Here is a 22,873-nt window from a genome sequence, read left to right as displayed (position 1 = left end):
GCAGAACACAGAGTTCTTGGGACACCGCGACACGTGGTGGCAGCGTTGATCGTGGGTGGTCGAACGCGCGCTGTCGGACGACGATCGGCAACGCGACGCCGCGTCGCTCATGGCACACGCCGTGCTGACGCGGGCATGGGCGACAGCGGACGACCACTGGGTGCAGGACGCCCTCGTCGAGCACGCGGCGAGGAACACCCGGGACGAACGCGACGACGAGGAAGGACCTGACGATGATCTCGCGTGAGGACGACGCCAGCTTCAAGCGACGGCTCGATCACATGGAGCGGAGCTGGCCGGTCCTCCTGGCCGACCCGCACTACGGCCCGCTGATGCGCGAGAAGCGTGCTGAGGAACGCCTGGCCGCAGCGCGGATCGAGTGGCGGGAACGGCAGGAGCGTGCCCGTGCCCGGCGCCTGCGGTGGGAGGCCTCCGTCAGCGAGGGCTGAACGCCAGCAGCGAGCGGGCCGTCCGTCGTCCTGCCACCCTGGAGACGTGCACGCCCTCGTCATCCCGGCCCCGACCCTCCCGACCGTCCCCACGACGACGGGCGGTCGCTTCCCCGTCCGCCGTGTCTTCTGCGTCGGCCGGAACTACGCGGCCCACGCCCGCGAGATGGGCCACGATCCCGACCGCGAGCCGCCGTTCTTCTTCACGAAGCCGGCGGACGCGGTGGTGGCGGACGGCGCGGACACGCCTTACCCGCCGGCGACGGCGCGGCTCGAGCACGAGGTCGAGCTCGTCGTGGCCATCGGCACGGCGGGCGCCGACGTCGATCCGGCACGAGCGCTCGACCTGGTGTGGGGGTACGGCGTCGGCATCGACCTCACGCGACGCGACCTCCAGGCCGAGGCCAAGCGACTCGGCCGTCCGTGGGACACCGCGAAGGGGTTCGACGCGTCGGCGCCCATCGGCACGCTCGTGCCCGCCTCCGAGGTCGATCCCACGCGAGGCGCGGTGGAACTCCGGGTCGGCGGGGTGCTCCGGCAGTCCGGGGACCTCGCGGACCAGATCTGGTCGGTGGCCGAGACGGTCGCGGAGCTCTCGCGGTTCGTCGCCCTCGCGCCGGGTGACCTGCTCATGACGGGGACGCCCGAGGGTGTCGGCCCGCTCGACCGTGGGGACGTGGTCGAGGGGACGATCGCAGGTGTCGGGTCGGTGCGCACGCGGATCGTCTGACCGCCGACACCGCACCGGCGCCGAGCCGTTGTGCGCGGGTTCGGTCGGACTGGGAGCGTTCGCAGTCCGAGCGCGTAGAACGGTCGTGACGTCGCACCGGGGACCGCGACGTCTCGGACCACGGGCCGCGGCCGCCCGTGCGGGTCATCGTCCCCGACCGGGCATCGGAGGTGACGCCGTGCAGGAACACGACCTGCTCGCCACGTCCTGGACGTGGGCCGGAGACGAACCGATCGACGAGCGCGTGGGCGCCGTCGGAGCGGCGGGCTTCGCAGGACTGTCGCTGGGACTCGAGGACCTGCACGAGGTGCGGGCCACCATCGGCTTCGCCGCGCTCCGTCGGATGCTCGACCGCGCCGGCATCGTCTGGGTGCAGCTCGGTCCGCTCGACCACTGGTGGGCCGCGGACACGACGAGCGGCGACGGTGCGTCCGCCGACCGCGGTGTGCTGCTCGAGGCCGCCGCGATGCTCGGCGCCTGGCAGGTCGTCGCCCGTGCGGACACGACCGTCCCCGGGGTCACGCCACCGCGGATGCTCGACGACTGGAACGACCTCGCCGGTCAGGCGGCGAAGGTCGGCGCGCAGCTCGTGCTCGAACCGGAGCCGTGGTCGAACCTGCCCACGATCGAGCGGGCGTCCCGCTTCGTGGCAGCCGCCGGGCACCCGAACGGCGGGCTGCTGCTCGACACGATGCACGCCCTCCGTGGCGGATCGACCTTCGCGTCCATCCACGAGGGCGTCGTGCCCGCCACGCTCGCCGCCGTCGAGCTGAGCGACGGACTCCTGCACACCCCGGCCGGCATGACCCTCGCCGAGGAGTCCCGCGAGGCCCGACACCTGCCGGGTGCCGGCGCCTGGGACCTCCCCGGTCTGATCCGTACCGTCCGTGACCTCGGGTTCGACGAGCCGTGGGGCGTGGAGGTCCGCACCCCCGCACACCGTGCCCTGCCGATCGCCGATGCGCTCCGGACGGCCGCGGCCGCCACCCGGGCGGTGCTCGACGCCGCTGATGCGTTCGGCGCCCCGCCGGCTCCGGCGATGCCGTCGAGCCCGGCACCCACCTCGGCCGTGGACTACGAACCGGCCGACACCCGCGCCGCGCACCCGGTGCTCCCGCGCGATCGCGGCGCGGCGCTGCCGGGTGTCGTCGACGCGGTCACTGCCGTCGGCCAGCGCGGAGCCGACGCCAGCACCGGCGCACCCGCGTCCCAGCGGAGCCACCGCGAGGCCGACACAGGCGCGCCCGCGTAACCTCGGAGCCATGACCGATCACGCACCGCACGACGACGACCTGCTCCGCCGCTCCCAGGAGAGCATCGACGAGGCGAAGGCCGCCGCGGCCGAGGTGGTCGAGCCCGAGGAGGACGAGCTCGTCGAGGAGGACCTCCCGGTCGCCGACCACGCCGAGCCCGCCGACGGGCCCGCGCCCGCCGCCTGAGCAGCTCGACCGGTCGGGCCGGGCGCCGATCGGTGCCGACCCGGCCGGTCGACCGCCACGTGCGGAGGCTCAGCCGGCGTCGACCTCGTCGTCGTCCACCTGGTCGCCGAGGAAGTCGGCGTACGTCACCTCGTGCCCCGTGGGCGGCTCGGAGCCGCGTTCGTCCGCCTCGTAGGGCGGTAGGTAGTTGCTCGTGCTCATGTCCGACCTCCCGTCCCGGCGACCGTAACAGCCGCACGTCGCCGGGCGTCCCGGCCGGTGCGGATCGTCCCCCGCGACGACGCAACGGGGGACGGACGAACGCCTCCGAACGCGGTCCACGGACAACATGCACCTGCATGCTCACGCCTCGCGGACGACGTCCTCGGGGCCCTTGTCCGGCCGCCAGCCCCGCCAGGACGGGTGCCGCAGCCGACCGTCGCCGGTCCACTCGGTGAACTCGACCTCACCGACGCGCTGGGGAGTCACCCAGTGCGCGTCCTTGGCGTCCGGCCGAGGGACGTCCACGAAGGGCGAGGTCTTCCGCTCCAGACGTCCGAGCACACGACCGATCTCGTCGAGGTCGCGGTCACGGAACCCCGTGCCGACCTTGCCGACGTACTCGAGTCCGTCCGGCCCGGGCACGCCGAGCAGCAACGAGCCGACACCGCCTGCCCGTCGCCCTGCACCGGGCTTCCACCCGCCGACGACCACCTCCTGCGCGGCGTGGTGCTTGCGTTTCACCCACGCCTCCGAGCGCCGCCCCTCGGCGTACCGGGAGGACCGCTTCTTCGCGACGACGCCCTCGAGACCGCGTTCCCGCGACGCCCGGACGGCAGCGTCGAGGTCACCGTCCGCGGCGGCCGGCACCTCGATCGCCCCGCCCGGTTGCACCACGGTCTCCAGGGCCTGCCGCCGGGCGTCGTAGCCGAGGCGGGTCAGGTCGTGCCCGTCGGCCTCGAGCACGTCGAACAGGAACAGCCGCACGGGGGTCGTCTCCTGCGCGGCCGCCACCTCGCGCTTCCGCGTGAGCCCCATCCGGTTCTGCAGCAGCTGGAACGAGGGGCGCCCGTGCTCGTCGAGCGCGACGATCTCGCCGTCGTACACCCCGTCGACACCGGCCCGTTCCCCGAGCTCCTGCAGCTCCGGGTACTGGTCGGTCAGGTCGTTGTCGTTCCGGCTCCGCAGGGCGACCCGGCCGTCGCGGACCGTCGCGAGGGCGCGGACGCCGTCCCACTTCATCTCGAACGCCCACTCCGCCGGGTCGAGGTGCGGCTCGCCCCGGACCGGGCTCGCGAGCATCGCCCGCCGTTCCGACGGCGGCGTCGACGACGGTGCGGCCCGGTCGATCCGCCTGCGGTCCGTGGGCGGCCGCGTCGCCGGTCGGGAGGCGCTGCTGCCGTCCGTCCCGCCGCCACCGCCGGCGAGGCGGTCGGGTTGGTCCTTGGTGCGGTGGATGAGCCAGTTCTTCTCGTCGCCGTCCCCACCGCGGCCGCGGCCACGGGTGTGCAGGAGCGCCAGGCGGCGGACGCCGTTCGTGCGACCGTGCAGCGTGACGATGACCTCCTCGCCCTCGCGCCACTTCTCGAGCTCGTAGGTGCCGTCGTCCCAGATCGTGACGGTCCCGCCGCCGTACTCGCCCGCCGGGATCGTCCCCTCGAAGCCGCCGTACTCGAGCGGGTGGTCCTCGGTCATCACCGCGAGGTGGTTCTTCCCCGGGTCGCTCGGTTCGCCCTTCGGCAGCGCCCAGCTCACCAGCACGCCGTCGTGCTCCAGCCGGAAGTCGTAGTGGTCGCGGGTGGCGTGGTGCTCCTGGATCACGAACGTCGGGGTCCCGTCCTCCCGCACCGTCGGTGCGTCCTCGGGCACGGGCTCCGGCGTCCTGGACGCGTCGCGCTTCGCGCGGTAGGCCGCGAGTCGGTCGCGACCCGGCTGCTGGGCGTCGTTCGCACGCTGGGTCCGGTCGCTGTCCCAGTGACCGGAGTCGCGCCTCCCGACCGACAGCGCCGCGGAGGCGACCGGGTGCAGGAGGTCGCCGTGCGCCTCCAGGCGGTCGAGGACCTCGTCCAGTTCCAGCTGGTCGAGCCCGCGCTCCTGGAGTTCCCGCCAGGTGCGTGGCGCCGCGGCCGTCGGCCGGTCACGGCCGCGCAGCGAGTACGGCGCGATCGTCGTCTTGTTGCCGTTGTTCTGGGACCAGTCGACGAACACCTTGCCGGTGCGCTCGGCGCGGCTCATCGAGGACAGCACGAGGTCCGGCATGTCCTGCTCGAGCGCCCGCGCGAGCTCGTGCGCGACCTCCGAGACGTGCGCGGTCGTCGCGCGGCCGTCGAGTCCCGCGTACAGGTGGATGCCCTTCGACCCGCTCGTCACCGGGTACGGGTCGAGGCCCATGCCCTGCAGGACCTCGCGTGCAGCGACGGCGACCTCGACGCACTCGCGGAGGCCGACGCCCTCGCCGGGGTCCAGGTCGAGGACGAGCCGGTCCGGGTTCTGCTGCGCCCCGCGTGGGCCGAACCGCCACTGCGGGACGTGCAGCTCGAGCGCCGCCTGCTGCGCCATCCAGACCAGGGTCGGCAGGTCGTCGACGATCGGGTACTCGGTGTCGTGCTCCTTGTGCGCGATGGTGTGGTGGCGCACCCACTCCGGGGCGGAGTCGGGCAGGTTCTTCTCGAAGAAGACCTTCCCGTCGACGCCGTTCGCCCAGCGCTTCCGGGTCACCGGGCGGTCCTTCACGTGCGGGATCATCCACGGCGCGACCCGCTCGTAGTACTCGATGACGCGGCCCTTGGTGGTGCCGGTCGCGGGGTAGAGGACCTTGTCGGTGTTGGTCAGGGCGAGCGTGCGGTCCCCGACGAGCACCGTGGTCTTCCGGGTCGCGGGGCTCACCGCGCGACCGCCGGTCCACGCTGCGCCGACCGCGCCGTCGCGTTCACAGGGCGGCCCCGGTCGCTCCCGCCACCGTGAGGGTCGTGCCGGAGGTGTACGACGACTCCGGTCCGGCGAGGTACACGTACGCGCTGCCGAGCTCGACCGGCTGTGCCGGCCGGCCGAACGGGGTGTCCTGCCCGTAGGCCGCGATCTCGTCGCCGGGGTAGCTGATCGGCTGCAGCGGTGTCCACACCGGTCCCGGCACGACGGTGTTGGCCCGGATGCCCTTCGCCGCCAGCTGCCGCGCGAGCCCGTTCGTGTACGTGATGATCGCGGCCTTGGTCGCCGCGTAGTCGATCATCCGGTCCTGCGGTTGGTAGGCCGAGATGGAGCTCGTCGTGACGATCGCGCTGCCCGGCGCCATGTGCGGCACGGCGGCGCGGACGAGCCAGAACAGCGAGTACAGGTTCACCTTCATCGTGCGGTCGAAGTCCTCGGTCGACTGCGCGGTGACGTCCTCGTGCACCTGCTGGTGGCCGGCGACGAGGACGAGGGCGTCGAGCCCGCCGAGCTCGCTGACGGCGTCCTGCACGAGGACGTCGCAGAACGCCTCGTCGGTCAGGTCGCCCGGCAGCAGGACCGCCTTGCGCCCGAGGTCACCGATCACGTCGCGCACCTGCTCCAGGTCCTCGCGCTCCTCGGGCAGGGCGGTCAGTGCGACGTCGGCGCCCTCCTTCGCCATCGCGATCGCCGCAGCACGGCCGATGCCCGAGTCTGCGCCGGTGACGAGCACCCGGTAGCCGGGCATCCGCCCCGTGCCGAGGTAGCTCGTCTCGCCGTGGTCGGGCTGCGGGTCCATCGCGCTCGCCAGGCCGGACCCCTGCTGGGTCTGCGCCGGGAACGGTGGTCGCGGGAACTGGGAGCGCGGGTCCTGCTTGTCGAGCTGGCTCATGCGCCCATGCTGCTCGCGGGCGACCGGGAGGGTCTCAGGCCGCCGAGGTGTCCAGGAGCCGCCGTCCCGCCGCTCGCTCGCCCCGGACCTGCACCGCGCGGGTCACCGCCAGGACCGCCCACACGAGCGCGAACCACCAGTCGGACGGTTGCCCGGTCGCGGCGAGGACCGCCCAGACGACCGCGAGACCCCCGGCGACCCACACGACGACCGAACGCCGCAGGGCGTCGTCGACGCAGCGCTGCACCCGCGGCCGCCACACGGCCGTCGGGACGTCCGCAGGGACGCGCCCCGCACGGACCCACCGTCTGGTCGCGAGCACCGCACGCCGACCACCTCGTCGCCACCAGTCCCGCAGCTGGGACACCGGCATCACCACGGCGAGCGCCACCGACAGGGCGACCACCATCACCCAGGGCGCGTGGGCCGCGCCGAGGGTGAGCAGGACGAGCGGGATCGCGGCGCCGAGCACCGTCAGTCCCGCCAGCTGCCACCACCCCGCGGCGTCCATGTGGTCGTCGTCCGGCTGCTGCGTCACGTCGGGAAGCTGCGTCGCTGTCCCCTGGTCCCCCGTCATGCCCGCAGGCTACGCCCTCCGCCGTCGCCCCACACCTGCCGGATCGCTCAGAACTGCGGGCGGGTCCGCGCCACGGCGGGCATCATGAGCGCATGAGGTCGATCTGGAAGGGCTCCATCGCGTTCGGGCTCGTCAACGTGCCCATCAAGGTGTACGCGGCGACCGAGACCCACGACGTCTCCCTGCACCAGGTCCACGACGAGGACAAGGGCCGCATCAAGTACAAGCGCGTGTGCGAGTTCGGCCACGAGGTCGAGTACGCCGACATCCAACGCGCCTACGACGACGGCGACAAGACCGTCGTGCTCACCGCCGACGACTTCAAGCAGCTCCCCGAGGAGCAGTCCCACGAGATCGAGGTCCTCGAGTTCGTGCCCGTCGAGCAGGTCGACCCGATGATGTTCGAGAAGTCGTACTACCTCGAGCCGGACTCCCGCTCCCCCAAGGCGTACGTGCTGCTCCGCGAGACCCTGGCGAAGACCGACCGACTCGCGATCGTGCAGTTCACGCTCCGGCAGAAGACCCGACTCGGCGTGCTGCGGGTGAACGACGACGTCATCCTGCTGCAGGGGCTCCTCTGGGGAGACGAGGTCCGGGCAGCCGACTTCAAGACCCTCGACACGTCGGTGAAGGTCAGCGCGAACGAGCTGAAGATGTCGTCGTCCCTCGTCGAGAGCATGTCGACCGACTTCGACCCGGACCGCTACACGGACGCATACCAGGAGGAGCTGCAGCAGCTCATCGACGCCAAGCTCGAGGCTGGCGACGACGTCGACACGGCGGAGACGTTCGGCGAGCGCGCCGAGGACGAGGACGACGAGGGCGGGGACGTCATCGACCTGATGGCGGCCCTCCGGGCGTCCGTCGACAAGAAGCGGTCCGGGTCCGGGTCGGGGTCCTCGTCCCGGTCTGGAGGCGCGGGGTCACGATCGACGTCCGGCTCGCGATCCTCGGCGGGTCACGATGCTGCGGACGACGATGAGACCCCGGCGGAGAAGGCTCCGGCGAGGAAGACGACGGCGGAGAAGGCCCCGGCGAAGAAGGCTCCCGCGAAGGAGGCCCCGGCGAAGAAGCCGGCTGCGAAGAAGGCCACTGCGGACGAGGCTCCCGCGAAGAAGCCGGCTGCGAGGAAGCGCGCGAGCTAGCCGTCCCGCCGCGTCCGCCGCAGCGCCAGCGGGATCGACACCCAGAGCACCGCGGTGCCCACGAACACCGTGATCCCGCCGACGAGCCCACCGACGTCCCCGATCACCACGTCGAACACGAACAGCACCGTCCCCGAGAACAGCAGCGCACTCGCCGCGAGCGCCGCGATGAGCAGGACGTTCCCGGCCCGGACGAGGTCGTGCTTCTGCCGCTGCCGGAACACGAGCCGGTGCGCCGACACGGCCGACAGCGCCACGACGGTGATCGCCACGGCCAGGACCACCAGGACGAGGTAGATCGTCTCCTCACCCGGGCTCAGCGTGCTGAACCGCTGCTGGAAGGGCAGGGTCAGGAGGAAGCCGGCGAGGATCTGCGTGCCGGTCTGCACGATGCGCAGCTCCTGCTGGATGTCCGACCAGTTCCGGTCCCACCGCTCGGTCGGGGTCTCGTGCCGACCACGCTCCGTCTCGCTCATACCGTGAAGGTAGTGACACGAGCCCGAAACACGACTCGGCGACACTGGTGTCATGACTCCACAAGAGCCAGGGTCCATGCAGTCGTCATCCGTGACCGCCGGCCCGCCCGTCACCGTGTCCATCACCCGCCTCGTCGAACCCGACCGCATCCCCGACGCCACCGCCTGGGTGCAGTCCGGCGTCAACCTGGCGAACCGCTACCCGGGCTTCCTCGGCTCGGGCTGGGTCCGGTCCCACGCCACCAGCCGCGAGTGGCACATGCTCTACCGGTTCGCCGACCACGAGCAGCTCGCCACGTGGGAGAACTCCGACGACCGGCTCCGGTGGCTCGACCAGGGGCGCGACCTCGTGGTGGAGTCCCGCGTCGAGAAGCGCACCGGCATCGAGGGCTGGTTCGATGCGCCGCAGGACACCCCGTCGTCGAGCGCTCCGCCGCGGTGGAAGCAGGCGGTGAGCATCTGGCTCGGGTTCTTCCCGGTCAACCTGGCGTTCACGTTCCTGGTCGGCTGGCTCGTCCCGGCGTTCGGACACCTGCCCGTGCTGCCCCGCGTGCTGATCACGACGCTCGTGCTCACACCGATCATGACCTTCTGGGTGCTCCCCTTCGTGACGGGCCTGATCCGCCCGTGGCTGCTCGCACCCCCTCGCCGTCGATCGTCCCCGTAGCACCTTCGTCCTCACGGCGACCCGCTGGCCGGTACCCGTCCTGAGCGCCGCACCGACGACTGCGTCACGCGGCGCTCGGTGTGTGGAGGCGGCCGGTCAGCCGTCCTGATCCCTCCGACGACGGCGGTGGCGGATCGTGGTGCCGACGTAACATCCGCCACCTCCGGCCGCGAGGCCCATGACGACGGACCCGAGGAACTGATTGGAGGTTCCGTTGCCGTCGCCGACGGACGCGATGGAAGCGCCAGCGACGAGTGCTGCAACGGCGACGACGGCGGCGAACCTGGGGTCACGGAGGATCTTGGACACGGTGGCCTCCTACGCGCAGCGCGGCTTCTTGTTGCTGATCGGGTAGACACGCAGCGACTTGGTGCCACACCTGACGCCGCCGTTCATGGACACCACCACCGTGGCGACCGTGATCGCGATCGTGGCGACCGCGCACACGGCGGGGCCGAGGAGGCAGATCCCGGCCGTCAGGCCCGCTGCCGCTCCGCTGATGATGATGTTCTGGTCGAACGCATTGAACCCGACGAACACGCCCCCGTAGCTGTCGGACCCCGCCGAGAGTCGTTGGCCGGCACCGGGGGCGCTCAGCTCGAGCGAGGCATCACCGCCTGCGTCGATCGTGACGGTGCGGGTACCGTCCGCCTGCAGCGTCTCGGCGGTGATCGCTCCGGCCGCTCGCGCTTCGGCGATCGCCTGGTCGAAGACAGCGGGCGAGATGCCCTGCCCCGTCCCTGCTCGGCCGACGACGCTGGTCGGGATCGCGGGCGCCTCGGTCGCCCGAGCAGCTGGCGCCGCGATCAGACTCCCTGCGATGAGCACTGTGCTGATCGCAGCACCGGTCAGCGTCGTGCGGAACTTGGGCATGTTCGCTCCTTGCGAGTCGTTGCCGACGCATCGTCGCGCCGGTTCTGACAAGCTAGCGATGTTGTCCGCTGACCGTCAAGATCCAGAATGTGAGTATCAGCCGAGCACCGAGAGCTGGTCGAGCCGCTCGAGGATGACGCCCTCGCGGAGCGCCCACGGGCAGATCTCCAACGCGGGCAGGTCGAAGATGTCGAGGCACGCCTCGGCGACCAGCGCGCCGGGGACGACCTGGTGCGCGCGGCTCGGCGAGACGCCCGGGAGCGTCGCGAGCTCGTCGAGGGACTTCGTCAGCAGCGACGGCAGCAGGCGACGGAGTTCGGCGCCATCGAGGACACGGGGCACGAGGGGGCCGGCTCCGGACGGCGCCGCCCCGGTGATCCGGGCGACGGACCGGAAGGTCTTGGAGGTCGCGACGGCACGGTCCGGGCGCCCGGCCCGGAGGAGCAGCCCCGCGTCCCGCGCGATCGCGACGCGGATCTCGTGCCGGATGCGGCGCACGTCGTCCTCGCTGGGGGTGCCGTCGGCGAAGTGGGTGCGGGCGAGCCGGGCGGCGCCGATCGGCATCGACCACGCCACGTCGGGGGCCTCGTCCGCGCCGCCGGCGATCTCGAGCGAGCCGCCGCCGATGTCGAACACCGCCAGGCGTCCGGCCGACCAGCCGAACCACCGCCGGACGGCGAGGAAGGTCAGACGCGCCTCGTCCTCCCCCGCGAGGACGGCGAGCTCGACGCCCGTCTCGGCCTCGACGTGCGCGAGCACCTGTTCGGAGTTCACCGCGTCGCGGACCGCCGAGGTCGCGAACGCGAGCATGTCCTCGCACCCGCGGTCCTCGGCGACCCGGACGGACTCGGCGACGAACGCGGTGAGGGCGTCGACCCCTGCCTGCGTCACGGCACCGGAGTCATCGAGGTGCTCGGCCAGGCGGAGCGGCTGCTTGAACGACGACGCCGGGAGCGGAGCTGCCCCGCCGTGCGCGTCCACCACGAGGAGGTGGCCGGTGTTGGACCCGATGTCGAGGACTCCCACGCGCATGCCACCACGCTAGCGGCCTGGAGGCGCGGGTCAGGCCCGCAGGAACTGCTCCAGTTCCGCAGGGGTCGGGTAGGACGCCTGCGCGCCCGCCTTCGTCGCGGCGTACGCCCCGACCCCGACGGCGTACCGCGCGGCGTCGACCAGGGAGTCCCCCGCGTCGAGGCGGAGCGCCACCGCTCCCATGAACGCGTCACCGCAGCCCGTGGTGTCGACGGCCTCCACCCGGACGGCCGCGACCTCGACCGGCTCGGCGTCCCCGTCGTGCACGGTGCACCCAGCGCCGCCCCGGGTGACGATCGACCGGGCGACGCCGTGGTCCCCGAGTTCCGCGGCCTCGTGCTCGTTGACGAGCAGGACGTCGGTCAGGTCGAGGAGTTCCTGCGGCACCGCTCCGAACGGCGACAGGTTCGTCAGCACCGTGACGCCGGCGGCACGACCGGCACGCGCGGCGGCGAGGACGACGTCGATCGAGACCTCGAGGCAGAGCCCGAGCACCCCGGCACCCGCGAAGGCGTCGGCCGGCACGTCCTCGGGCGTGAGCGTGGCGTTCGCGCCGCCGGAGATCACGATGGTGTTCTCGCCGGCGCGGTCGACCGTGATCACGGCGGTGCCGGTGGGGACCCCCTCGCGGAAGGCGACGTGCGTGGTGTCGACGCCGGCGGCCGCGACGGAGTCGCGGAGCAGCGCGCCGTTCCCGTCGTCGCCGACCGCACCGATCATGTGCACGGTGCCCCCGAGCCTCCCGGCTGCCACCGCCTGGTTGGCGGACTTGCCCCCCGGGAGGATCGCGAGGTCGGACCCGTGCAGGGTCTCCCCGGGCTGCGGGAAGCGCTCCGTGCGGACCACGAGGTCCGCGTTGAGGCTGCCCACGACGACGATGCCGGTCATGCGGCTGCTCCTGTCTCGGCCGAGGCCGGGCGCGGGATGAGGAAGGACGTGGCGAGGGCCGCGCAGGTGATCGCGGCACCGAGCAGCATGCCACCGGAGTACCCGGCGGTGCCGGCGGACCCGCCGGTGCCGAGCGCGGTCTGCAGGGCCGGCAGGACCGCGAAGCTGATGCCTGCGCCGAGGTTGAACGCACCGGCGTTGAGCCCGGGGAGGAACCCGGGGTTCGACGCGGGGGAGAGCACGATGCCGAGCCCGTTCAGGATGATGTTCGCGATGCCCGCGTACGTGATGCCGATGAGCACCGTCGCGGCGACGAGCACGGGCAACGAGTGCACGCCGACGAGGGCCATCACGAGGGTCGCGACGATGCTGCCGACGAGTCCGACGCGCAGGACGGCCCGGTACCCGAGCGACGGGGCCAGGCGACCGGCGAAGGGGCCGACGATCCACCCGACCAGTGCGTACGGGGTGAGGAAGGCGAGCGAGGCCAGGTCCGGCTCCATGCCGAAGCCGACGTCGCCGTTCTGCGCGAGGCTCGTGACGAGGCCGTTCACGACCGCGAACACGCCGGTCATCGTGAGCAGCGTCGTGACGAGGAGCGCCCACGTGCCACGGCGCGTGAGGAACCGCGTCTCGACGAGCGGTTCCCGGACGCGGGACTCGACCGCCCAGAAGACCGCGAACGCGACCAGCGCGACGACGATCCCGCCGACCACGTGCGCCCAGTTCGCGGCGCCGAGCTTGCCGGCCTCGTTGAACGCCGTGAGCAGTGCCCCGACGCTGACGACCAGGGGCAGCACGCCCCACCAGTCCATCCGGGTCCCGGCTGAGGGCTTCGACTCGACGCCCCACGCCGCGACCATGAGCGCCGCGATCACCGTGACGACGGCGATCACCCAGAAGATGCCGCGGAAGCCGAAGTTCGTCGCGATCCAGCCGCCGGCGAGGGCGTCGACACCCGCGATGCCGCCGTTCACCGCGGTGAGCAGGCCGAGTGCCGCGCCGTAACGCTTCGGGTCGGCGATCTCGTTGCGGAGGACGAGCAGGCCGATCGGCACGACGGGTCCGGTCACCCCCTGGATCATGCGGCCGACGAAGAGCATCGGGACGTTCACGGCGAGGGCCGCGACGACGCTGCCGACGAGCATCACGAGGAGCATGCCGACCAGGACCCGCTTGCGGCCGACGATGTCGGACAGGCGCGGGAGGAACAGCGAGAACAGCGCGGCGATCGTGAAGAACAGCGTCTGGGAGAGCCCGATGGTCGCGTCGTCGGTGCGGAGCTCCTCCGCCATCGTCGCGAGCGCGGGGTTGAGCATGCTCGCGTTGAGCTGGAACGCGACGCACGCCGCGAGCAGGGCGGCGGTGAGGGCAGCGGTCGACTTCGTCGTCGAGGTGGTGGTCATGCCGCTCAGCGCTCCTGCGCAGTGACGGTCACGGTGGCGTCGGCGTCCTCGACCGCGGCCGCGGCGGCGCGCGGGGACCAGCCGGTGTCGGGCGTCTCGCCGATCCGCTCGAGCGCGTCGACCACGAGGTCCCAGAACCGGCCGTGGTCGAGCTCCATCGCGGCGCTCGTGCGGCAGTCCTCCGGCGCGGGCGAACGGAAGTCGGCGACGGTCATGCCGAGCGTGAGGGTGCCCTGCGTCTCGACGTGGATCGGCACCTTGACGGCCCGGACGATCGTGGGGTCGATGACGTACGCGACGGCGCAGGGGTCGTGCACGGGCGGCGCGTCGAAGCCCTGGGCGTCTTCGTAGGCCTTGCCGAAGAACTCGAGGAGCTCACCGACGAAGGCGGCGGGACCGGTGCCGACGGCGGCGATGCGCGCGGCGACCTCGGGCGTCGCGAGCGCCTGGTGCGTCAGGTCGAGGCCGACCATCACGACGTCCCAGCCGGCCTCGAACACGATCGAGGCGGCCTCGGGGTCGATGACGATGTTGAACTCGGCGACGGGGCTCCAGTTGCCGACGTGCACGCCGCCGCCCATCAGGACGACCTCCTTGACGCGCTCGACGATCCGGGGCTCCTTGCGCACCGCGAGGGCGATGTTCGTCAGGCCCGCGGTCGGCACGATCGTGACCGTGCCGGGCTCGTGCGCCATCACGGTGTCGATGATGAGGTCCACCGCGTGCCGCTCGTCCAGCTCGAAGGACGGCTCGGGGAGCATCGGCCCGTCGAGGCCGCTCTCGCCGTGGATCTCCGGCGCGACCTCGATCTCGCGCAGCAGCGGCCGCGGGGAGCCGGCGGCGAACGGGATGCCCGTGATGCCGGCGATCCGGGCGACGGCGAGGGCGTTGCGCGTGACCTTCTCGAGCGTCTGGTTGCCGACGACGGTGGTCACGGCGAGGAGCTCGATGTCCGGGTTGCCGTGTGCCAGCAGCATGGCCACGGCGTCGTCGTGGCCGGGGTCGCAGTCGAGGATGATCTTGCGCGTCGTCGCGTCGGACACCTTGGGGCTCCACTTCGTTGGGGGGTACTGGTCGACCGGGAAGTCGGTGCTGACGTGGTGGGGTCCGCGTCGTGGAGGAACCAACTCCGGCGCGGCACGTCAAGCGTTTGACATCAGACCACGTCAAACGCTTGACGTCAACTCGGCGAGCGTCCCTCAGGCCCCACCCGCACCGCCCTCGGTAGGCTCGCCGGGTGCCATCCTCCGCCGCCTCCGGCCGCCGCGTCACCGCCGCGATGGTCGCGGACCGCGCGGGCACGAGCATCGCCACGGTGTCGCTCGTCGTGAACGGCAAGGAGCGAGGCCGGGTCTCCGATCCGATCGCAGCTCGGGTGCGGGACGCCGTCGAGGAACTCGGCTACGTGGTCGACCACGCGGCGAGCTCCCTGGCCCGGGGCAGTGGCGACCTCGTGGTGCTCATCGCACCCGACCTGTCGAACCCCTTCTTCGCCGAGGTCATCCGCGGCGTCCGCGACACCGTCGGCGACCGGTACCAGCTGGTGCTCTCCGTCACCGAGCGCGGTGCCCAGCCCGTGGCGGCCGACGTCCGACGCTTCGAACGGCTCCGTCCGGCCGGCATCCTCGTCGACGCACCCGCCTCGCACGAGACCACGTCGGCGTCGGTGCCCGTCGTGCTCCTCGACGCCCCGGACGGCACGGACGCGGTGAACTACGACCTCTCCCCCGGCGTGCACGACCTCGTGGCGCACCTCCGGGAGCGCGGCCACCGCCGGGTCGGGTACCTCGACGGGACCTCGCGCGCAGCGACGTTCGGCGTCCGCCGGGAGCTCTTCGAGGAGGCCTGCGCCGCCGCCGGCATCACCGTCTCCGAGGTCACCGCCCGCGCGGACCTCACCGTGGACGCCGCTGCCGCCGCGACCGAACACGTCGTCGAGGCCTGGCAGGAGGACGGTGTCACGGCGGTCGTCGCGGCGGCCGACACCCTGGCGTACGGGGTGCTCCGCGTCGCGGGCGCGCTCGGCATCGCGGTCCCCGGCGAGCTCGCGGTGGCGGGCTTCGACGACCTGCCGTCCTCGTCGGTCACCGCGCCCGCCCTGACGAGCGTCGCACTGCCGGGAGCGGCGCTCGGCCGCGCGGCGGCCCTCCGCCTGCTGGCGGAGATCGACGGCACCGAGGTCGAGCCGGCCGTGCTGCCCGCCCGACTCGTCCCCCGCGCGAGCACCGGCACCTGACCCGCACCGTCTCGTCCGCCAGAGCAACAGACCGCCGCGGACCGTCCGGCACGACCTGTCGCTTCCGCGGACCGACCGGCGCTGGCTCTGCGGCCGGCACCGGGGCCGGACTGGAGGCGCGGGGCGGGCCCGCACCGCGCCTCCAGTCCGTCCGTGGTCGCGAGAGCGACAGATCGGCGCGGTCGGTCAGGCGCGGTCTGTCGCCTTCGCGTCGGACTCGGCCGCGGCACGCTCGGCGCGCTGCGCCCGCTCGAGCTCGTCGGCCTCGGCGCCGCCGACGGCCTCGCCGCGGGCGACCATGCCGGCCGTGTCGGACAGTCGGATCTGCGGCAGGAACAGGGCGAGCAGGAAGGCGACCGCGATGAACGGCAGGAGGTACCAGAAGACCGGTGCCAGCGAGTCGGCGTACGCGTTCACGATGCCGTCCTGCACCGCCTCCGGCAGCTTCGCGACCGTGGCCGGATCGATGCTGCCCGCTGAGGACGCGGCGTCGGTCGCCGAGCCACCGGCACCCCGGAAGACGTCGGTGAGCGACGTGGTGAGCCGCGCGGTGAACAGGGCGCCGAAGACGGCGGTACCGAGGGAGGCGCCGACCTCGCGGAAGTAGTTGTTCGTCGACGTGGCGGTACCCACCTGCTCGGCGGGCACGGCGTTCTGCGCGACGAGGACGACCACCTGCATGATGAGGCCGAGGCCCGCGCCGAACACGAAGAGGTAGGCGCAGATGAGCCAGATCGGGGTGTCGGCGGCGAGCTGCGTCATGGCGAGCATGGCGAGGGCGACCAGCACCGTGCCGACGATCGGGAACACCCGGTAGCGGCCGGTCTTCGTGATCAGGTTGCCGGACGCGATCGAGGTGCCGATGAGGCCGACCATCATCGGGAGCATGAGCAGGCCCGACACGGCCGCCGAGGTGCCGGACGCCATCTGCAGGAACGTCGGGACGAAGCCGATCGCCGCGAACATGCCGATCCCGAGCACGAGACCGATGCCGGTGGCGAGCAGGAACGTGCGGTTGCGGAAGAACGACATCGGGAGCACCGGGTCCTCGACTCGGGACTCGACGAGCACGAGCAGGGCCGCGGCGACGACCAGCCCGGCGAACCAGGCCCAGGTCTCGAGGGCGTCCCAGCCGTGGTCCTTGCTGCCGCCGAACTCCGAGAAGAAGACCAGGCACGTCGTCGCGATCGACATGAGCACGACGCCGAGCACGTCGATCTTCTTCTCGGCCTTCTTGGTCGGCAGGGTCAGGGCGAACCAGGCGACGAAGAACGCTGCGATGCCGACCGGGATGTTGATGTAGAAGGCCCAGTTCCAGGTGAGGTGGTCGACGAAGAAGCCGCCGAGCAGCGGGCCGCCGATCGCCGAGAGGCCGAAGACCGCGCCGAGCGGGCCGAGGTACTTGCCGCGCTCGGAGGCGGGCACGATGTCGGCGATGATCGCCTGCGACAGGATCATCAGGCCGCCGCCGCCGAGGCCCTGCATCGCGCGGAAGACCACGAGCTGCGTGAAGTCCCCGGCGAAGGCGCACCCGGCGGACGCGATCGTGAACAGGGCGATCGCGACGAGGAACAGGTTCCGGCGCCCGAGGACGTCACCGAACTTGCCGTAGATCGGCATCACGATCGTGGACGCGAGCAGGTACCCGGTGGTGAGCCACGCCTGGTGTGCGACGCCGCCGAGCTCCCCGACGATGGTCGGCATCGCGGTGGAGACGATCGTCTGGTCGAGGCTGGAGAGCAGCATGCCCGCGATCAGGGCGGAGAAGATGATCCAGATGCGGCGCTGCGTCAGGAGCAGCGGCCCGTCGGATCCGGGTCGGGCGCGCTTGGTGCCCTGCGTGGTGGCGCTCATGCCGTGGTGTCCTGTCCGGTGGTGGTGATGGCCGCCCTGAGCTGGCGGAGGTCGTCGGTGAGCAACGCGTCGAACGTCGGGCCCGTCGCCTCGTCGAAGGCGTCGTCGAAGTAGGTGCCCGCGGTGACCTTGAGCAGGCCCGCTGCAGCCTCGGCCACCAGCTGGCCACGCCGGTCGTCCGGGTCGGTCCAGCCGAAGCGCTGCCGGACGGCCCGCCCGACGGCCGCGAGCTGGACCTCGGCGGCGGCGAGGAACTTCGCGACCATGACCGGCTCGGCCTCGAAGACCCGACGGACGAGGGCCTCGTCCGCGCGGTCGAGCCCGACGACGTGCATCTGCTCGATCGCGAGCGCGACGACCGACCCGAGCGGGTCGAGGTCGCCCGGCACGAGGTCACCCGCGGCGTACGCCTGCAGGGCCTCCTCCATCGCGCCCTGCTCGATGCCGAGCACGGCGTCGTCCTTCGAGGCGAAGTGGTTGAAGAAGGTCCGGCGCGAGACGCCGACGGTCGCACAGAGCTGTTCGATCGTGAAGCCGTGCAGGCCGTGTTCGATCGTCGCACGGCGCGCTTCGACGACCATGCGTCGGCGCAGCGCGCGGGTGCGTTCGGTGGTGCTCACCGGGTAAGAATTGCACTCTCAACCTGAAAGTGCAACGACTGCGAGGGCTACAGCGCCTTCGCGAAGCAGAACGACCAGGGCATGGTCTCGGCGTACGGCTCGTACACGTCGATCTGCTGCCACCCGGTCTTGCGGTAGAGCGCCACCGCGTCGGGCTGCTTGTCCCCGGTCTGCAGGATGACGCGCTCGGCACCGGCCTCGCGGGCGACCTGCTCACCCTCGGTCAGCAGTGCGGTGGCGACGCCCTTCCCCCGGGCGGCCGCGAGGACGATGAGGCGCTTGAGCTCGACCTCGTCGCCGAGCCGACGGACGGCGATGTGCCCGAGGGGCGTGCCGTCCTCGTCGAGCGCGAGCACCGAGGTGATGACCTGCGCCGGGTCGACCGACAGCGCGCGGGTCCGCTCGGCGGTGACCGCCGGGTCCTCGTCCGCGTGCCCGTCGCCGTAGCGCTCGTGCATCTCCTCGTCCATGGTGGCCCGCAGCACCACGCCCCGGGGGTCGTCCCAGGCGACGCGTTCGATCGTGATCACGATCGACCATCCTGGCACGGCCGCCGGCGTGCCGGTCAGGCCAGTTCGGCGATGGGCCCCTCGCCGGCGCGGAACGCCGCCAGCACGGCCGCGGCGTCGTCGTAGACGGCGGCAGCCCCCGCCCCGCGGAGTTCGTCGCCACCGATCCCGCCGGTCATCACGCCGATGCAGGACACCCCGACCTTCCCCGACGACTCCACGTCCCACATCGCGTCGCCGACCATCACGGCGTGCTCGGCCGACACCCCGGCCTTGTCGAGCGCGACCTGGATGATGCCCGGGTCGGGCTTGGCCTGCTCCACGTCCTCCGAGCTCGTCACGGCCGTCACCCACGCCGAGGCGTCGAGCAGCTCCTGCAGTCGTGCGAGTTCGTCGGCCGGGGCACTCGTCGCCAGGACGACCGCGTGCCCGGCCTCCGCGACGGCCTCGAGCAGCTCGCGGGCGCCCGGCAGGAGGCGCAGCTGCGGCATGTGCTCGCGGTAGTACGCGGTGTGGAACTGCTTGGCCTGGTCGCGCTCCTCGTCGGAGGCGTCCGGCAGCAGCTCCTCGAGCAGCTTCGCCGAGTCCATGCCGATCGCACGGTGGATGCGCCAGCCGTCGACGGACTGGCCGGCAGCCCGGAAGGCCCGCCACCATGCGTCGACGTGCGCGTAGTTCGAGTCGGCGAGGGTGCCGTCGATGTCGAAGAGGACAGCGGTCGAGGGAGCGTCAGCCATCGGTCCAGCCTGCTCCCCCGACCGCGTGCGTCGACTCAGACCGTGATCGACTCCCCGGCCGGCAGGATCGACGTCGGCACCCCGCCGAGGCCGTCCTCGCCGAGCATCCGCACGTTCGACTGCTGCCCGACGTCGCTCAGGAGCAGCTCGTGGATCTGCACGGCACGCTCCGGTGCGACGGCGCGGACGTAGTCGATGGCCTCGCCCGTCTTCGCCCACGGCCCGCTCGTCGGCACGAGGAGCAGCCGCACGGCGACGCCCGGCACGAGGTACGCGTCGCCGGGGTGGAACACGGCGTCGTCGACGAGGTAGCCGACGTTCGCGATGGTCGGCAGGTCGGGGTGGATCACGGCGTGGTGCTCGCCGAACACCCGGACGGGGAGCGACCCGACGGAGAAGGAGTCCCCGTCGGCGACGGCCACGACGCGGCCGTCGTGCTCGCCGAGCTGGTCGACCACGGCCTGCGGCGCACGGACCACGAGGTCGGTGTTCGCGTCGAGGGCGGCGCGCAGGGCATCGACGTCGACGTGGTCCGGGTGCTCGTGCGTGACGAGGACCCCGGTGGCGCTGCGGGCGAGGTCTGCGGCCTCGGGCGTGAAGACGCCCGGGTCGATGACGATGGTGGTGTCGCCCTGCTCGAGGACGACGGTGGCGTGGTTGTACTTCGTCAACTCCATGGCGCCAACTGTACAACAGTGTTGTAGATCAGTCCGCGTGCCCGGCGAGACGGTCGAGCAGGTCCGGCAGCCGCCGCAGCAGTGCCCGCTCCTCGTCGTCGAGCTCCTCGCGGAGCGCGGTCGCGAGCCAGTCAGCGCGTGCGTCCATGTCCCGCTGGAGCGCTGCGGCACCCGTCGGTGTGATCGCGATGACCGCGACCCGACGGTCTGCCTCGGAGGCGGTCCGCTCCACGTGGCCGAGTTCCGCGAGCTCCCCGACGGTGCGGGACTGCCCCTGGTGCTTCACCCCGCGACGCCGCGCGAGCTCGGCGATCGTCATGGAGCCCTCGCGACTGAGGAAGCCGAGCGTGGTGGTGTGCGTCGCGGGCAGCGCGTCCGCCTCGCGGCGCGCTGCGCGCACGAGGCGCCCGATGGCGTGCCGCAGATCGGCAGCGAGCTCGTCGGTGGGGTCCACCTCACGACGGTACCGCGGGACGGACTGGAGGCGCGGTGCCAGCTGGCACCGCGCCTCCAGACCGTCACCTGGTCGCGTCAGTTGCTGCGCACGTCGTCCGCAGCGCTCTTCGCGTGGTCCTGCACGTCGGACGCGGCGCCCTGCGCCTCGTCCTTCACGGTCTGCGCGGCGTCCTGCGCGGTCCCCTTGAGGTCCTGCGCGTGCTCCTTCGCCGCGTCGACGAGCGGGGCGCTGGCGTCCTTGGCCTGCTCCTTCGCCTTGTCGACGAGCGGCGCCGCCTTGTCCTTCAGCTCGCCGGCCAGCTCCTCCTCCTTGTCCGAGGTGGGGATGAGCGACGACACGAGCCAGCCGGCGCCGAAGGCGATGAGTCCGACCGCGAGCGGGTTGCCCTTGGCCTTCTGGACGCCGCGCGACGCGGTGTCCTTCACGGACCCCGCGGCGTCCGAGCCGGAGCCCGCGACGCTGGAGCGGGCCGAGTCGGCGGCGCCCATCACGGAGTCGCGAGCACTGCCGGCAGCACCCATGACCGACTCACGGACGTCCTGGAACTTGCCCTTGACCTTCTCGGTCTGCCGGTGCGCGATCGACGACGGGCTCACCTTGTCGGCGAGGGCGTCGACGTCGGAGCCGAGCTCGCCGCGGGTGCGTTCGATGTCGGCGCGGATCTCGTCTGGGGTGCTCATGGCTTCCTCCCGGTGTTGGGCTTGAGGGTCTCGGGGACTTCCTTGACGGTCTCGACCGTCTGCGGGGCGCCCTTGATCTCCTTGATCTCCTTGCGACCGCGCACGGCGAGGATCGCAGCGACGATCGCGTAGATCACGGCGATGACGACGGCCGACCACGCGTTGCCGATGAGGTAGCCGAGACCCCACCATGCGGCGATCGACAGGAACAGCAGGGCGAACAGGGCGGTGAGGCCCGCGCCGCCGAACATGCCGCCGGCCTTGCCCGCCTTCTTCGCGGAGTCGGTCAGCTCGGCCTTGGCGAGCGCGACCTCCTGCCGGAAGAGGTTCGACAGGTCGCGGGACACGTCGGACAGCAGCTCGCCGAGCGGTGTCGTGGCGGCGCGCTCCTCGGGTGACGGTTCACCCACCGGGAACGCACCCGGGGTCGTGTGACTCATACGCCGCCCACCGTCCGGTCGGTGCCCGGGGTGGTGCCTGCGTCGTAGCCGGTCCCCGTCGCGGGGAACGCGTCGGTGACCGAGCTGGTGCTGTAGCCGGTGCCGGTGGTGGTGCCGGTGCTCGTGCTCGTGCTGGCCTCGGCTTCCTTCTCGTGCTTCACCTCGGTCGCGAGCGCCTTCGCGAGACGACCGGCGAGGATGCCCGCGCCGGCGGCGATCGCGATGAAGGTGCCCGGGCGCTTGGCGGCGAACGACTTCACCTCGTCGAGGAGCGAGCCGGGGTCGCGACCCTCGAGGTACCCGGCGGCCGAACCGGCACGGTGCGAGAGGTCGCGGACGACCTTCGCCGCGACGCCCTGCTCGTCGTCCTTCTCGGCCATCCGGCCGAGCTGCTCGCCGATGCTGCGGAGACCGCCGGCGGCGCGCTGCTGCTGCCCGGCCGCCTGCTCCTTGAGGGTGTCCGTCGCCTGCGAGTAGAGCTGCTTGGCGTGTTCGGTCGCTTCGGATGCGACGTTCGACACCTGCTCCTTGGCGGTGCCCGCGACGTCCGAGGCCTTCGCCTTGGCGTCACCGGCGACGTCCTTCGCCGCACCCTTGGCCGCGTCGGCCTTGCCGTTGCTGCTGCCGGAGCCGCTGCCGCTCGCGCCGGAGCCACCGGCGGCGGAGTGGGCGCCGAGCGTGCCGTCCGGGCCGAGCGTGCTGCCGGAGGCGGTACCGCCTGCGCTGGCGCCGCCGGGGAGCGTGCTGCCCGAGGTGACGGGGGTCAGCGGCTCGGAGCCCGGGAGGGCGTCGAGCGGAGCGTCGTCGTCGAACGGCTCGTAGGGCTGCGCCAGGTCGGGGTCGCCCGGGCCGGCCGGCGTCGGGTTCGCGTACGAGGGGACGGTCACGCCGGGGCGGACCTCGTGGCCCTCCGAGGCGGCGGTGCGGTCGTGGATGGGCGTCCCGGATTCGTTCCCGGGTGGGTTCGTGGTCATGGTGGCCTTCCGGTCCTTCGTCGCCACGGGCCGGGTGCCCGTGGTCGTCGCCGCGAGCTGTGCCCACGGCGTCCACCGGGGTCGCCCCGCGGTGTGGAGGCCGACGATGCGCCGTCCTCTCTGGTGTGCGACCCAGGAACGTCGGAAAACGCGGTCGACGGTCCGTTCGACGCAGCCCGGTCGGCCGCCCAGCCCCGCTCCGGCAGGA

At 72.3% G+C, this 22,873-nt stretch carries 28 protein-coding genes; 8 read left to right on the top strand and 20 right to left on the bottom strand.

Translation table 11 applies throughout. The features are described from left to right. Positions 1–55 precede the first annotated feature (55 nt). The 5 genes from ACY3FI_RS01670 to ACY3FI_RS01650 all read left to right on the top strand — a co-directional run bounded on the left by ACY3FI_RS01670 (position 56) and on the right by ACY3FI_RS01650 (position 2,618). Positions 56–247, top strand: coding sequence for a hypothetical protein (locus ACY3FI_RS01670; protein WP_462548995.1), 192 nt, complete (start codon positions 56–58; stop codon positions 245–247). Beyond that, positions 234–449 (top strand): hypothetical protein, encoded by a 216-nt coding sequence (locus tag ACY3FI_RS01665; RefSeq protein ID WP_462548994.1) that lies wholly within the window; start codon positions 234–236, stop codon positions 447–449. The genes ACY3FI_RS01670 and ACY3FI_RS01665 overlap by 14 nt, the downstream gene beginning before the upstream one ends. Before the next feature lie 46 nt (positions 450–495). Next, positions 496–1,179 carry a fumarylacetoacetate hydrolase family protein gene (locus tag ACY3FI_RS01660; RefSeq protein ID WP_462548992.1) on the top strand — a complete coding sequence of 228 codons (684 nt, stop codon included), beginning with the start codon at positions 496–498 and terminating at the stop codon, positions 1,177–1,179. A 178-nt stretch (positions 1,180–1,357) separates the two neighbouring features. Beyond that, positions 1,358–2,431, top strand: coding sequence for a sugar phosphate isomerase/epimerase family protein (locus ACY3FI_RS01655; RefSeq protein ID WP_462548991.1), 1,074 nt, complete (start codon positions 1,358–1,360; stop codon positions 2,429–2,431). 10 nt (positions 2,432–2,441) lie between these two features. After that, positions 2,442–2,618, top strand: a complete 177-nt coding sequence (locus ACY3FI_RS01650; RefSeq protein WP_462548990.1) for a hypothetical protein — start codon at positions 2,442–2,444, stop codon at positions 2,616–2,618. A gap of 69 nt (positions 2,619–2,687) precedes the next feature. Here ACY3FI_RS01650 and ACY3FI_RS01645 read toward each other — a convergent pair whose 3' ends face one another. The 4 genes from ACY3FI_RS01645 to ACY3FI_RS01630 form a co-directional block, all read right to left on the bottom strand. After that, the gene (locus ACY3FI_RS01645; RefSeq protein ID WP_462548989.1) at positions 2,688–2,819 is read right to left on the bottom strand and encodes a hypothetical protein; all 132 of its coding nucleotides are present in this window, start codon (positions 2,817–2,819) and stop codon (positions 2,688–2,690) included. Positions 2,820–2,960: 141 nt separating this feature from the next. Beyond that, on the bottom strand, positions 2,961–5,483 hold the full coding sequence (locus ACY3FI_RS01640; RefSeq protein WP_462548988.1) for an ATP-dependent DNA ligase: 2,523 nt from the start codon (positions 5,481–5,483) through the stop codon (positions 2,961–2,963). A 43-nt stretch (positions 5,484–5,526) separates the two neighbouring features. Beyond that, positions 5,527–6,417 carry an SDR family oxidoreductase gene (locus ACY3FI_RS01635; RefSeq protein ID WP_462548987.1) on the bottom strand — a complete coding sequence of 297 codons (891 nt, stop codon included), beginning with the start codon at positions 6,415–6,417 and terminating at the stop codon, positions 5,527–5,529. Between the two features lie 34 nt (positions 6,418–6,451). Next, positions 6,452–6,994 (bottom strand): hypothetical protein, encoded by a 543-nt coding sequence (locus ACY3FI_RS01630; protein WP_462548986.1) that lies wholly within the window; start codon positions 6,992–6,994, stop codon positions 6,452–6,454. A 92-nt stretch (positions 6,995–7,086) separates the two neighbouring features. On the opposite strand from ACY3FI_RS01630, the gene ku reads away from it, so the two are divergent. Continuing rightward, a complete protein-coding gene (ku, locus tag ACY3FI_RS01625; RefSeq protein ID WP_462548985.1) occupies positions 7,087–8,139 on the top strand; it encodes a non-homologous end joining protein Ku in 1,053 nt (350 codons plus the stop codon). On the opposite strand, the gene ACY3FI_RS01620 is transcribed toward ku, so the two are convergent. Next, a complete protein-coding gene (locus ACY3FI_RS01620) occupies positions 8,136–8,615 on the bottom strand; it encodes a DUF6328 family protein (RefSeq protein ID WP_462548984.1) in 480 nt (159 codons plus the stop codon). The two genes, ku and ACY3FI_RS01620, sit on opposite strands and share 4 nt — an antisense overlap. 76 nt (positions 8,616–8,691) lie before the next feature. Here ACY3FI_RS01620 and ACY3FI_RS01615 point away from each other — a divergent pair, with 76 nt between their 5' ends. After that, on the top strand, positions 8,692–9,282 hold the full coding sequence (locus tag ACY3FI_RS01615; RefSeq protein WP_462548983.1) for a putative antibiotic biosynthesis monooxygenase: 591 nt from the start codon (positions 8,692–8,694) through the stop codon (positions 9,280–9,282). 96 nt (positions 9,283–9,378) lie between these two features. Here ACY3FI_RS01615 and ACY3FI_RS01610 read toward each other — a convergent pair whose 3' ends face one another. The 6 genes from ACY3FI_RS01610 to uriH all read right to left on the bottom strand — a co-directional run bounded on the left by ACY3FI_RS01610 (position 9,379) and on the right by uriH (position 14,524). Then, positions 9,379–9,591: a hypothetical protein gene (locus ACY3FI_RS01610; protein ID WP_462548982.1), complete on the bottom strand. Its 213-nt coding sequence runs from the start codon at positions 9,589–9,591 to the stop codon at positions 9,379–9,381. Between the two features lie 9 nt (positions 9,592–9,600). Continuing rightward, complete coding sequence (locus tag ACY3FI_RS01605; RefSeq protein ID WP_462548981.1) at positions 9,601–10,155, bottom strand: hypothetical protein; 555 nt, start codon at positions 10,153–10,155, stop codon at positions 9,601–9,603. A 96-nt stretch (positions 10,156–10,251) separates the two neighbouring features. Continuing rightward, positions 10,252–11,187: a Ppx/GppA family phosphatase gene (locus tag ACY3FI_RS01600; RefSeq protein ID WP_462548980.1), complete on the bottom strand. Its 936-nt coding sequence runs from the start codon at positions 11,185–11,187 to the stop codon at positions 10,252–10,254. 30 nt (positions 11,188–11,217) lie between these two features. Beyond that, positions 11,218–12,075 carry a ribokinase gene (locus ACY3FI_RS01595; protein ID WP_462548979.1) on the bottom strand — a complete coding sequence of 286 codons (858 nt, stop codon included), beginning with the start codon at positions 12,073–12,075 and terminating at the stop codon, positions 11,218–11,220. Continuing rightward, positions 12,072–13,481: a uridine transporter UriT gene (gene uriT, locus ACY3FI_RS01590; RefSeq protein ID WP_462548978.1), complete on the bottom strand. Its 1,410-nt coding sequence runs from the start codon at positions 13,479–13,481 to the stop codon at positions 12,072–12,074. Before uriT ends, ACY3FI_RS01595 begins: the two co-directional genes overlap by 4 nt. Before the next feature lie 5 nt (positions 13,482–13,486). After that, positions 13,487–14,524 (bottom strand): uridine-preferring nucleoside hydrolase UriH, encoded by a 1,038-nt coding sequence (gene uriH, locus ACY3FI_RS01585; protein WP_462548977.1) that lies wholly within the window; start codon positions 14,522–14,524, stop codon positions 13,487–13,489. 194 nt (positions 14,525–14,718) lie between these two features. On the opposite strand from uriH, the gene ACY3FI_RS01580 reads away from it, so the two are divergent. Beyond that, positions 14,719–15,717 (top strand): LacI family DNA-binding transcriptional regulator, encoded by a 999-nt coding sequence (locus ACY3FI_RS01580; RefSeq protein ID WP_462548976.1) that lies wholly within the window; start codon positions 14,719–14,721, stop codon positions 15,715–15,717. A 186-nt stretch (positions 15,718–15,903) separates the two neighbouring features. On the opposite strand, the gene ACY3FI_RS01575 is transcribed toward ACY3FI_RS01580, so the two are convergent. The 9 genes from ACY3FI_RS01575 to ACY3FI_RS01535 form a co-directional block, all read right to left on the bottom strand. Beyond that, entirely contained in the window at positions 15,904–17,571 is a 1,668-nt protein-coding gene (locus ACY3FI_RS01575) for an MDR family MFS transporter (RefSeq protein ID WP_462548975.1), read from the bottom strand. Then, complete coding sequence (locus tag ACY3FI_RS01570; protein WP_462548974.1) at positions 17,568–18,191, bottom strand: TetR/AcrR family transcriptional regulator; 624 nt, start codon at positions 18,189–18,191, stop codon at positions 17,568–17,570. Before ACY3FI_RS01570 ends, ACY3FI_RS01575 begins: the two co-directional genes overlap by 4 nt. A gap of 47 nt (positions 18,192–18,238) precedes the next feature. Further along, on the bottom strand, positions 18,239–18,721 hold the full coding sequence (locus ACY3FI_RS01565; RefSeq protein ID WP_462548973.1) for a GNAT family N-acetyltransferase: 483 nt from the start codon (positions 18,719–18,721) through the stop codon (positions 18,239–18,241). A gap of 35 nt (positions 18,722–18,756) precedes the next feature. Next, positions 18,757–19,437, bottom strand: a complete 681-nt coding sequence (locus tag ACY3FI_RS01560) for an HAD family hydrolase (RefSeq protein ID WP_462548972.1) — start codon at positions 19,435–19,437, stop codon at positions 18,757–18,759. 35 nt (positions 19,438–19,472) lie between these two features. Continuing rightward, positions 19,473–20,114 (bottom strand): MBL fold metallo-hydrolase, encoded by a 642-nt coding sequence (locus ACY3FI_RS01555; RefSeq protein ID WP_462548971.1) that lies wholly within the window; start codon positions 20,112–20,114, stop codon positions 19,473–19,475. A 28-nt stretch (positions 20,115–20,142) separates the two neighbouring features. Continuing rightward, positions 20,143–20,568, bottom strand: coding sequence for a MarR family winged helix-turn-helix transcriptional regulator (locus ACY3FI_RS01550; RefSeq protein ID WP_462548970.1), 426 nt, complete (start codon positions 20,566–20,568; stop codon positions 20,143–20,145). 77 nt (positions 20,569–20,645) lie between these two features. Further along, positions 20,646–21,251: a DUF3618 domain-containing protein gene (locus tag ACY3FI_RS01545; protein ID WP_462548969.1), complete on the bottom strand. Its 606-nt coding sequence runs from the start codon at positions 21,249–21,251 to the stop codon at positions 20,646–20,648. Then, entirely contained in the window at positions 21,248–21,691 is a 444-nt protein-coding gene (locus ACY3FI_RS01540) for a phage holin family protein (protein WP_462548968.1), read from the bottom strand. Before ACY3FI_RS01540 ends, ACY3FI_RS01545 begins: the two co-directional genes overlap by 4 nt. Continuing rightward, positions 21,688–22,665 carry a hypothetical protein gene (locus ACY3FI_RS01535; RefSeq protein ID WP_462548967.1) on the bottom strand — a complete coding sequence of 326 codons (978 nt, stop codon included), beginning with the start codon at positions 22,663–22,665 and terminating at the stop codon, positions 21,688–21,690. Before ACY3FI_RS01535 ends, ACY3FI_RS01540 begins: the two co-directional genes overlap by 4 nt. Between the last annotated feature and the right edge of the window lie 208 nt (positions 22,666–22,873).

Source organism: Curtobacterium sp. RM9 (assembly GCF_054956955.1).
Note: the sequence above shows the minus strand (reverse complement) of the source record. Positions and strands in the feature narration are given on the sequence as shown.

What these genes read in the sequence shown, in the direction of transcription:
- ACY3FI_RS01665 (WP_462548994.1), top strand. Translation starts at nt 234, where the DNA reads ATGATCTCGCGTGAGGACGACGCCAGCTTCAAGCGACGGCTCGATCAC.
- ACY3FI_RS01650 (WP_462548990.1), top strand. Translation starts at nt 2,442, where the DNA reads ATGACCGATCACGCACCGCACGACGACGACCTGCTCCGCCGCTCCCAG.
- ACY3FI_RS01645 (WP_462548989.1), bottom strand. Translation starts at nt 2,819, where the DNA reads ATGAGCACGAGCAACTACCTACCGCCCTACGAGGCGGACGAACGCGGC.
- ACY3FI_RS01635 (WP_462548987.1), bottom strand. Translation starts at nt 6,417, where the DNA reads ATGAGCCAGCTCGACAAGCAGGACCCGCGCTCCCAGTTCCCGCGACCA.
- ACY3FI_RS01630 (WP_462548986.1), bottom strand. Translation starts at nt 6,994, where the DNA reads ATGACGGGGGACCAGGGGACAGCGACGCAGCTTCCCGACGTGACGCAG.
- ku (WP_462548985.1), top strand. Translation starts at nt 7,087, where the DNA reads ATGAGGTCGATCTGGAAGGGCTCCATCGCGTTCGGGCTCGTCAACGTG.
- ACY3FI_RS01620 (WP_462548984.1), bottom strand. Translation starts at nt 8,615, where the DNA reads ATGAGCGAGACGGAGCGTGGTCGGCACGAGACCCCGACCGAGCGGTGG.
- ACY3FI_RS01615 (WP_462548983.1), top strand. Translation starts at nt 8,692, where the DNA reads ATGCAGTCGTCATCCGTGACCGCCGGCCCGCCCGTCACCGTGTCCATC.
- ACY3FI_RS01605 (WP_462548981.1), bottom strand. Translation starts at nt 10,155, where the DNA reads ATGCCCAAGTTCCGCACGACGCTGACCGGTGCTGCGATCAGCACAGTG.
- ACY3FI_RS01600 (WP_462548980.1), bottom strand. Translation starts at nt 11,187, where the DNA reads ATGCGCGTGGGAGTCCTCGACATCGGGTCCAACACCGGCCACCTCCTC.
- ACY3FI_RS01595 (WP_462548979.1), bottom strand. Translation starts at nt 12,075, where the DNA reads ATGACCGGCATCGTCGTCGTGGGCAGCCTCAACGCGGACCTCGTGGTC.
- uriT (WP_462548978.1), bottom strand. Translation starts at nt 13,481, where the DNA reads ATGACCACCACCTCGACGACGAAGTCGACCGCTGCCCTCACCGCCGCC.
- ACY3FI_RS01575 (WP_462548975.1), bottom strand. Translation starts at nt 17,571, where the DNA reads ATGAGCGCCACCACGCAGGGCACCAAGCGCGCCCGACCCGGATCCGAC.
- ACY3FI_RS01560 (WP_462548972.1), bottom strand. Translation starts at nt 19,437, where the DNA reads ATGGCTGACGCTCCCTCGACCGCTGTCCTCTTCGACATCGACGGCACC.
- ACY3FI_RS01555 (WP_462548971.1), bottom strand. Translation starts at nt 20,114, where the DNA reads ATGGAGTTGACGAAGTACAACCACGCCACCGTCGTCCTCGAGCAGGGC.
- ACY3FI_RS01545 (WP_462548969.1), bottom strand. Translation starts at nt 21,251, where the DNA reads ATGAGCACCCCAGACGAGATCCGCGCCGACATCGAACGCACCCGCGGC.
- ACY3FI_RS01540 (WP_462548968.1), bottom strand. Translation starts at nt 21,691, where the DNA reads ATGAGTCACACGACCCCGGGTGCGTTCCCGGTGGGTGAACCGTCACCC.
- ACY3FI_RS01535 (WP_462548967.1), bottom strand. Translation starts at nt 22,665, where the DNA reads ATGACCACGAACCCACCCGGGAACGAATCCGGGACGCCCATCCACGAC.